This is a genomic window from Pseudoalteromonas sp. S4741 (genome assembly GCF_005886135.1).
In the GTDB taxonomy this organism is placed as follows: domain Bacteria; phylum Pseudomonadota; class Gammaproteobacteria; order Enterobacterales; family Alteromonadaceae; genus Pseudoalteromonas; species Pseudoalteromonas tetraodonis.
The window spans coordinates 1-7747 of the sequence record NZ_PNCN01000068.1; the positions used below are offsets into that span (position 1 = coordinate 1).

Sequence of the window (7747 nt, forward strand, 5' to 3'; positions counted from 1 at the left end):
GGCTCTGCCTTGCCTAAATACCAAACAGACTGCTGCAAGTTTAACCTTGAAAGGTCAACAGACCCTAGAGACTATTAATCAACTTAAAGAGCAAGGCTGCAACTTACCCGTTGCATTTAATGCATCCTCTTATGATTTAGTTGAACCAAGCTACTTTGAACAAATAAAAACTAAAATTGAAGAATACAGTATTTTGCCTTCTATGCTTGAGCTAGAGGTGACAGAGACACAAGCTATAAGCAACTATAGTTTAATTAAAGAAGCGCTTGAGCGGTTCATTGCTTTGGGTATGAAAGTCAGTATTGATGACTTTGGTACAGGGTATTCGTCTTTGGCTCACATTAATGAAATACCGTCTACGTCGATAAAAATAGATCGCTACTTTGTTAGTGACCTTGAGTTTAATGACAATAATCAATACATGATTAAGATGATATTGTCTTTGGCAAAGCAATTTGACTTTTCGGTGATTGCTGAAGGCGTTGAGAATGAATTTGAGGCCCAGTGGTTACAACAGCAGGGGTGTGAAACGGCTCAAGGTTACTACTTTGCTAAGCCATTATTTTTTAAAGATTTAATAGTGTGGCTAAAACAGTTTGAAGTGAGTGCGAATGAATAGCCTTAACAGCTTGCCGGTCGGCTCAAAAAAAAGTGTGCTGATAAAGTCTTTGTTTAGTTTATTTATTACTTTATTTGTTGGCTGGCTTATTTATGAACAAGTATATCAAGAAAAAATAAACACCATAAAAACCAAACAAGATGAAAAGTTAGTACTTATAAGTAGTGATTTTTCCAGAGAGCTCAGCAGTATTAAAAAGCTCACGCTTATACTGGCACAGGGACCCGCATTAAAAAGTGATAAACAAGGCAAACCCTTTCAACAAGAACAAATCAGAGATGAGGTAAATAACTATTTTTTAAATTTCGCCGCTATCTCTAATAATATCTCGCAAATCCGCTGGCTTGATACTCAAGGTCAGGAGCAATACCGTATTAATGTAGTGAATGGTGCAGGCAAAATTGTAGCGCCCGATGGGTTGCAAAATAAGCAAAACCGTTACTACTTTCAAAAAGGGATGCAAATTAGTGCGCCTGATATTTTTGCTACAGAAATAGATTTAAACATAGAACGCAACAAAATTATAAAACCACACCAACCAACAATCCGTGTAACCTACCGTACTAGCGAAGAAAATTACTTTTTAGATGGCCTATTGGTGGTCAATTTTAACTTAGATTATCTATTTAATCAGATCAAAAGCTATAGCCAAGAAAGTACTCATATCAGCATTTTGAATCATGATGGTTTTTGGTTGTTAAATAAAGATTCTCGCTTAGAGTGGGGGTTTATGTATGGTAAGAATGAGCAAACGCTTGCCATTCAAGAACAACGGCTTTGGCAGCAAATTATTGATGGCAAAGTCGAGTATGGTTCGCATTTTTTTAATAATAGCCTTTATACATATCGACGTTTTTCTATTTTTTCGCTACGTGAAAACACAGAAAAGATCAGTAACACCGATAAAGAGTTAATTATTCTTATCAGTAGCCCCAATGAACTTCTATTAAGCGCGCAAAAAGTCGCATTAAAGCTAGCTCTTTTATGCAGCAGCGTACTCTGCTTAGTAAGTTTTGGCTTTATTTATCGTGAGTATAGGTTTCAAAACCAGTTATTAACTCTGTCGCATAAGTTGCATATAGAAAAAGTAGAGCTGGGCATTGTCAATCGAGAGCTTGACGAAACGATTAAACAACAACAAAAATTACAAGAGGGGTTAATTGAAGCGCAAAAATTATCTTCACTCGGGTTGTTAGTTGCTGGTGTTGCCCATGAGATGAATACCCCGATTGGAGGAGCCGTTATTTCGGTTTCTAATGCCGATATGGCATTGAATAAATTAAATGAAGCCATGAAGCAAGGGCTAACTAAATCAACCCTAGAAGACACAACTACACGCATTGGAGAGAACTTAGCACTGGCAAAAGTTAACTTAAATAAAACAGCGCTGTTGGTGAAAAGCTTTAAAAAAATGGCGATTGACCGCCATAATGATGAGTTTATTGCATGTGATATTGAAAAAATCATTCAAGAGTTATTATTGACATTAAACTCTAGGTTAAAAAGCTCGCCGATAAAAGTGAAAACTATTTTTTCATTTAATAAACAAGTGGTTAGTTTGCCGGGTATCATTTCTCAGGTTGTTGAAAACTTAGTGATCAATGCGCTAAATCACGCTTTTGATGAAAAGCAGGAGGGCGTAATTGAAATAAAAGTTGAACAAGCGACTAACAATAGGGTGAGGCTGAGCGTGTCAGATAATGGTAAAGGTATTAACGCTGAGATAAAGGCAGATATATTTGAACCCTTTTATACTACAGCTAGAGGTAAAGGTAACACGGGTTTAGGTCTATATATGGTTTATCAATGGGTAACTCAAGTTTTAAAAGGGGAGATTTCGTTGCAATCTGATCTAGGCGGTAATGAAGATTACAAAACACAATTTGTTATTTTACTGCCAGAGCTTGCCACAAAAACTCATTACAATTAATTGTTAGGAGCGTTATAAAGGCGTTGAAATTAACTGTTGTGACTCGGGGGTAACCACTAAATATGAACCTTGAGTATACCAATCGCCTAACACAGTGCGAGTTAGGGTTTGGTTATTAACTTCATAGGTATGTACATTAGGGCGGTGAGTATGGCCGTGGATCATATTAGCCACGTTATGTTTGGCGAAGGTTTCGAGTACTGCGCTTTGCACCACATCCAGTATTTCTATAGGTTTGTCTGCTTGGCTAAGTTTACTTTTTTCACGTGCATCACGCGCTATTTTTTTACGATACCACAATGGCATAGCAAGCATAAGTTTAGGCCACCACCAACCACGGCTCTTTCGACGAAACTTTTGGTACTCAACATCCTGGGTACACATTTCATCACCGTGCAAAATGACAGTAGGAGTGCCGTAGAGGTCGATCACTGTTTGCTCATTCAGTAAGGTCATTCCTGCCATATCGGCGTATTGTTCTCGCATGATAAAGTCGCGATTACCGTGTACAAAATAAATAGGAATACCTAAGTTATTAACTGCTTTTAGCTGTTCTGCCACTGCAGCTGAGAGTTCGCTAACATAATCGTCACCAACCCACACTTCAAAAAAATCACCTAAAATATATAGGGCGTCTACTTTTTGAGGAGTAATATGGGTGTGTAAAAATTTAAAAAATGCCGCTGTAATATCAGGGCGATTTTCACTCAAATGTAAATCGGCGATAAAGTAGGTTTGGCGAGTCATGGTGATTCCATTTAGATAAAAGCGGGTGAATACCCGCTTTATGTATTCTTTGAAGAATAAGGTGGTTTTAGCTGACAGTTACACTTTCAATTACCACATCTTCAAGTGGTACATCTTGGTGGAAGCCATTGCTACCTGTAGCAACACCTTTGATTTTATTTACTACGTCCATGCCTTCTACTACTTCAGCAAACACACAGTAACCCCAGCCCTGTGATGTTTCACTGCTGTGGTTTAAAAAGTCGTTGTTATTTACGTTAATGAAAAATTGCGCTGTAGCTGAGTGTGGATCAGGCGTGCGTGCCATTGCTAATGTACCTACTTTGTTAGATAGGCCGTTGTTCGCTTCATTTTCAATTGGGTCGTTTACTTCTTTTTGTTCCATACCCGGTGCAAAACCACCGCCTTGAACCATAAAACCATCAATTACACGATGAAAAATAGTGCCGTTATAAAAACCTGAGTTTGCATACTCTAAAAAGTTTTTTACTGTATTTGGAGCTTCGCTTTCGTGCATTTTAATGGTGATATCACCAAAATTTGTGTGTAGAACAACCATGAGATTTCCTATAGCTGGTTTGAATATTGACGCTATTTTATCGTAGTTGACCCAGATTAACAAAGAGCTTTGATAAACCGCTAGAGCCCATGCTTAGCAAGTGGTAACATAGCTTTTCTGTTAATCGTGAAGGAAAGCAACTAAATGGTACAAATATACAACACACTGACACGCCAAAAAGAAGAGTTTAAACCTATGGTCGATGGAAAAATCGACATGTATGTGTGTGGTATCACCATTTATGATTACTGTCACATTGGCCATGCACGCACATTTGTGGGTTTTGATGTAATTGTTCGCTACCTTCGCCACTTAGGTTACGATTTAAAGTATGTACGTAATATTACCGATGTTGACGATAAAATTATCAAGCGCGCAAATGAAAACGGTGAGGCGATTAACGACTTAACCGTGCGTATGACTAAAGCCATGCATGAAGACTTTGACAGTTTAAATATGCTACGTCCTGATATAGAGCCAACCGTAACCGGCCACATGGATGAAATTATTGCTATGGTAGAGCGTTTGATTGCCAAAGGCCACGCTTATGTTGCAGCCGATGGCGACGTTTTATTTGATGTTTCTACCTTTGAGCAATACGGAGCTCTTTCGCAACAAGATTTAACCATGTTGCAATCAGGTTCGCGTGTTGAAGTAGCACAAGATAAAGACGACCCACTTGACTTTGTTTTATGGAAAAAAGCTAAAGCAGGGGAGCCATCGTGGTCATCACCTTGGGGTGAGGGTCGCCCTGGTTGGCACATAGAATGTTCAGCGATGAGTTCAAAGCACTTAGGAGAGCATTTTGATATTCATGGTGGTGGTTCAGACTTACAGTTCCCACATCACGAAAACGAAATTGCGCAATCATGCTGTGCAAATAACGGCCAATACGTTAATACTTGGATCCACACCGGTATGGTACAAGTTAACAAAGAGAAGATGTCTAAATCGTTAGATAACTTTTTTACTGTCCGTGAAGTATTAAAACAATACGACGCTGAGTCGGTTCGATACTTTTTAATATCAGGCCATTACCGCAGCCAGCTTAATTACTCGCAAGAAAACTTAGACCAAGCACGTTCATCACTTGAGCGTATTTACACGGCATTACGTGGTGTTGAGCCAGTTGAATGTGAGCTTGAAGGTAATGAGTATGTGGCTAAGTTTAGAAAAGCTATGAATGATGACTTTAATTCGCCAGAAGCATTACCGGTTGTATTTGAAGTTGCTAAAGAGCTAAATCGAGTAAAAGACAGTGATAGCGAAAAAGCAGGACATTTAGCCTTTATTCTACGTAGCTTAGGTGAAATACTTGGTATTGCTCAACAAGCACCAGAGGCATTTTTACAAGGCAGTCAAAACGACGATGAAGTGGCTGAAATTGAGGCACTGATTGTAAAACGTAATGACGCACGTGCGAGTAAAAATTGGGCTGCAGCAGATGAAGCTCGCGATGCTTTAAATGCACTGGGTGTAATACTTGAAGATTCAGCGGGAAAAACAACGTGGCGTAAAGCATAGAGGTTATTAACCTTTGCGGATTTAGCCATAACGCGCGGATCACAAAAAAAAGGGTTGCCATAGGGTAACCCTTTTTTGGTTATATCAATTGCATTAAATTGATTATGTTTTTAATAAAATTGATATTCTTGACCTCAATTATGGTTGAGGTTTTAAACTCGCATTCATCAGTTTAAAAATGGAAAATTAATGAATATTTTACTTGCCATGATCCCTGCTTTTTTGTGGGGAACAACTTATGCGGTAACTAAATACGCAACCCCAGAGTGGCCGCCAATTTTATTAGGGGCCATACGTGCACTGCCTGCTGGTTTATTATTGTTGTTATTTAAACCTTCTTGGCCAACAGCAAAGCAATGGCCTGGTATCTTTTTAATCGGCACGATTAATATTGCGCTATTTTTTAGTTTTATTTTTGTAATGGCAATTAACCTACCTGCAGCTATTGCAGGCGTGGGTATGGTGTCTGTACCGGTAGTGGCATTATTGTATGCCTGGCTTGTTAAACGGCAACGGCCTGCGTTAGTGCAAGGTTTTTGTGCCCTTGCTTTAGTGGTTTTAGCATGGCGCTTATTTGATCCACAGCATGTAGCACTTAATATATTGGGAGTAGTGGCACTGATAGGGGCGCTATTAACTATTGTTATAGGCAGTACGCTGGTAAAAAAAGTAACCGCTAAAGTTCACTGGTGGACGGTACTTACCTGGCAGTTAATCATTGGCGGTAGCTTGTTAGCAATTGCCGCTATGGTTCAAGCTTTTTATTTTGCTCCACAGCAGTATCAATTTTTAACTGCATCAATAACTAGCACCCAATGGCTGGCGTTATTTTGGCTGGTGGTACCTAACACTGCTTTGGCTTACATCCTATATGTTTGGTTATTAGGACGAATGTCAGTAGTTGAATTTACTTTTGGCACTATAGCCAACCCAATTGCCGGTATTTTATGTGCAGGAATATTAATTAACGAGCAGTATGCAAATTGGCAATACGCGATTATGTTATTAATGATTGTGTTTTCGGTTTTGCCACAAGGCTTGGACTTAATAAAACGTAGAATGATGATACAAAAAGCCCGCAATTAAGCGGGCTCTTCATTGCTTTGTTTTTGCTTATTAGCTGTGATATTTCTCACACGCTTCTAATGTATTTTCAATTAAGCTGGCAACTGTCATCGGGCCTACACCGCCTGGTACAGGAGTAATAAAGTCAGCTTTTTGTTCTGCAACGGCGTACTCAACGTCACCCACTAATTTACCGCTGTCCAAACGGTTAATACCCACATCAATAACAATCGCACCGTCTTTTATCCAATCGCCAGGAATAAACTCTGGTTTGCCTACGGCAACAACCAGTAAATCAGCACGGCGAACATGGGTTTCTAAATCTTGGGTAAACTTATGACAAACAGTAGTAGTACAGCCAGCTAACAACAGTTCAAGTGACATAGGACGACCTACAATATTTGAGGCGCCCACAACCACTGCGTGCATGCCTTTGTAACGCACGCCAGTTGAATCTAATAAGGTGATAATACCTTTAGGTGTACATGGGCGAAGGGCTGGCATACGCTGCGCCAAACGACCAATGTTATAAGGATGAAAGCCATCAACATCTTTATGCGGGGTAATACGCTCAAGAATTTTTTCCGCGTCTAAGCTTGCAGGTAAAGGAAGTTGCACTAAAATACCGTCAACCTCGCCATCAACATTCAATTCATCAATTAATGCTAATAGTGCTTGCTCTGTTGTGTCTGCGGGTAAATCAAATGATTTAGAAATAAAACCAACCTCTTCACAGGCTTTACGTTTTGAACCAACGTAAACTTGGCTTGCTGGGTCTTGTCCAACCAGCACCACAGCTAATCCTGGGGCTCTTAGGTTTTGTGCAACACGTTCTGAAACTCGTTCAGCCACTGCGCTACGTACTTGTTTTGCTACTGCTTTACCATCAATGATGTTTGCCGTCATGGGTGACCTTTAATTAGGTTAATTAACTTGATACCGATACATTTAAAAAACGAATGCATATATAGGGGTTAAAATGCCGATAAAGAAAAACACCTTTACCTTACTCATTTTTTAATATGGCGACTATTTTCGCAGAAAAGCGGTTGAGCGCCAAGTTGCTTTTAAATTATAAGCCCCCGAATTATAAAAAAGAGTTTAAAATTTATCCCTGTATCGTAATATTTGAGCATTATGAACTAAAAATGAGCAATTGATTTGTTTTCTTAAAAAAACGTTTGACCTAACCCGGTCAAATCACTATTATGCACCCCGTTGTCAACGAGGTCACTCGCAGACAATAGTAAGTATCGGCGATTAGCGCAGTTTGGTAGCGCACTTGGTTTGGGTCCAAGGGGTC

General features: G+C 39.4%; 7 protein-coding genes. 4 read left to right on the forward strand and 3 right to left on the reverse strand.

Features of this window, described 5'->3' with window-relative positions; all coding sequences use genetic code 11:
* Together CWC30_RS10950 and CWC30_RS10955 are read left to right on the forward strand one after the other, a co-directional pair.
* Nucleotides 1-619 (forward strand): EAL domain-containing protein (locus tag CWC30_RS10950; protein WP_138627081.1); only part of this gene is annotated, 619 nt, incomplete at its 5' end.
* Nucleotides 612-2549 (forward strand): sensor histidine kinase, encoded by a 1938-nt coding sequence (locus CWC30_RS10955; RefSeq protein WP_075169629.1) that lies wholly within the window; start codon nt 612-614, stop codon nt 2547-2549. The genes CWC30_RS10950 and CWC30_RS10955, both read left to right, overlap by 8 nt.
* A gap of 12 nt (nt 2550-2561) precedes the next feature.
* Here the strand turns inward: CWC30_RS10955 and CWC30_RS10960 are convergent, their stop codons facing one another.
* The gene (locus tag CWC30_RS10960; protein ID WP_138627082.1) at nt 2562-3296 is read right to left on the reverse strand and encodes a UDP-2,3-diacylglucosamine diphosphatase; all 735 of its coding nucleotides are present in this window, start codon (nt 3294-3296) and stop codon (nt 2562-2564) included.
* A gap of 67 nt (nt 3297-3363) precedes the next feature.
* Nucleotides 3364-3855 (reverse strand): peptidylprolyl isomerase, encoded by a 492-nt coding sequence (locus CWC30_RS10965; protein ID WP_013465455.1) that lies wholly within the window; start codon nt 3853-3855, stop codon nt 3364-3366.
* 144 nt (nt 3856-3999) lie between these two features.
* On the opposite strand from CWC30_RS10965, the gene cysS reads away from it, so the two are divergent.
* Nucleotides 4000-5379, forward strand: coding sequence for a cysteine--tRNA ligase (gene cysS / locus CWC30_RS10970; protein ID WP_069438643.1), 1380 nt, complete (start codon nt 4000-4002; stop codon nt 5377-5379).
* A 189-nt stretch (nt 5380-5568) separates the two neighbouring features.
* Nucleotides 5569-6465, forward strand: coding sequence for an EamA family transporter (locus CWC30_RS10975; RefSeq protein WP_138627083.1), 897 nt, complete (start codon nt 5569-5571; stop codon nt 6463-6465).
* Between the two features lie 30 nt (nt 6466-6495).
* Here CWC30_RS10975 and folD read toward each other — a convergent pair whose 3' ends face one another.
* Nucleotides 6496-7350 carry a bifunctional methylenetetrahydrofolate dehydrogenase/methenyltetrahydrofolate cyclohydrolase FolD gene (folD, locus tag CWC30_RS10980; RefSeq protein WP_138627084.1) on the reverse strand — a complete coding sequence of 285 codons (855 nt, stop codon included), beginning with the start codon at nt 7348-7350 and terminating at the stop codon, nt 6496-6498.
* Nucleotides 7351-7747: the final 397 nt, after the last annotated feature.

What these genes read in the sequence shown, in the direction of transcription:
- CWC30_RS10955 (WP_075169629.1), top strand. Translation starts at nt 612, where the DNA reads ATGAATAGCCTTAACAGCTTGCCGGTCGGCTCAAAAAAAAGTGTGCTG.
- CWC30_RS10960 (WP_138627082.1), bottom strand. Translation starts at nt 3,296, where the DNA reads ATGACTCGCCAAACCTACTTTATCGCCGATTTACATTTGAGTGAAAAT.
- CWC30_RS10965 (WP_013465455.1), bottom strand. Translation starts at nt 3,855, where the DNA reads ATGGTTGTTCTACACACAAATTTTGGTGATATCACCATTAAAATGCAC.
- cysS (WP_069438643.1), top strand. Translation starts at nt 4,000, where the DNA reads ATGGTACAAATATACAACACACTGACACGCCAAAAAGAAGAGTTTAAA.
- CWC30_RS10975 (WP_138627083.1), top strand. Translation starts at nt 5,569, where the DNA reads ATGAATATTTTACTTGCCATGATCCCTGCTTTTTTGTGGGGAACAACT.
- folD (WP_138627084.1), bottom strand. Translation starts at nt 7,350, where the DNA reads ATGACGGCAAACATCATTGATGGTAAAGCAGTAGCAAAACAAGTACGT.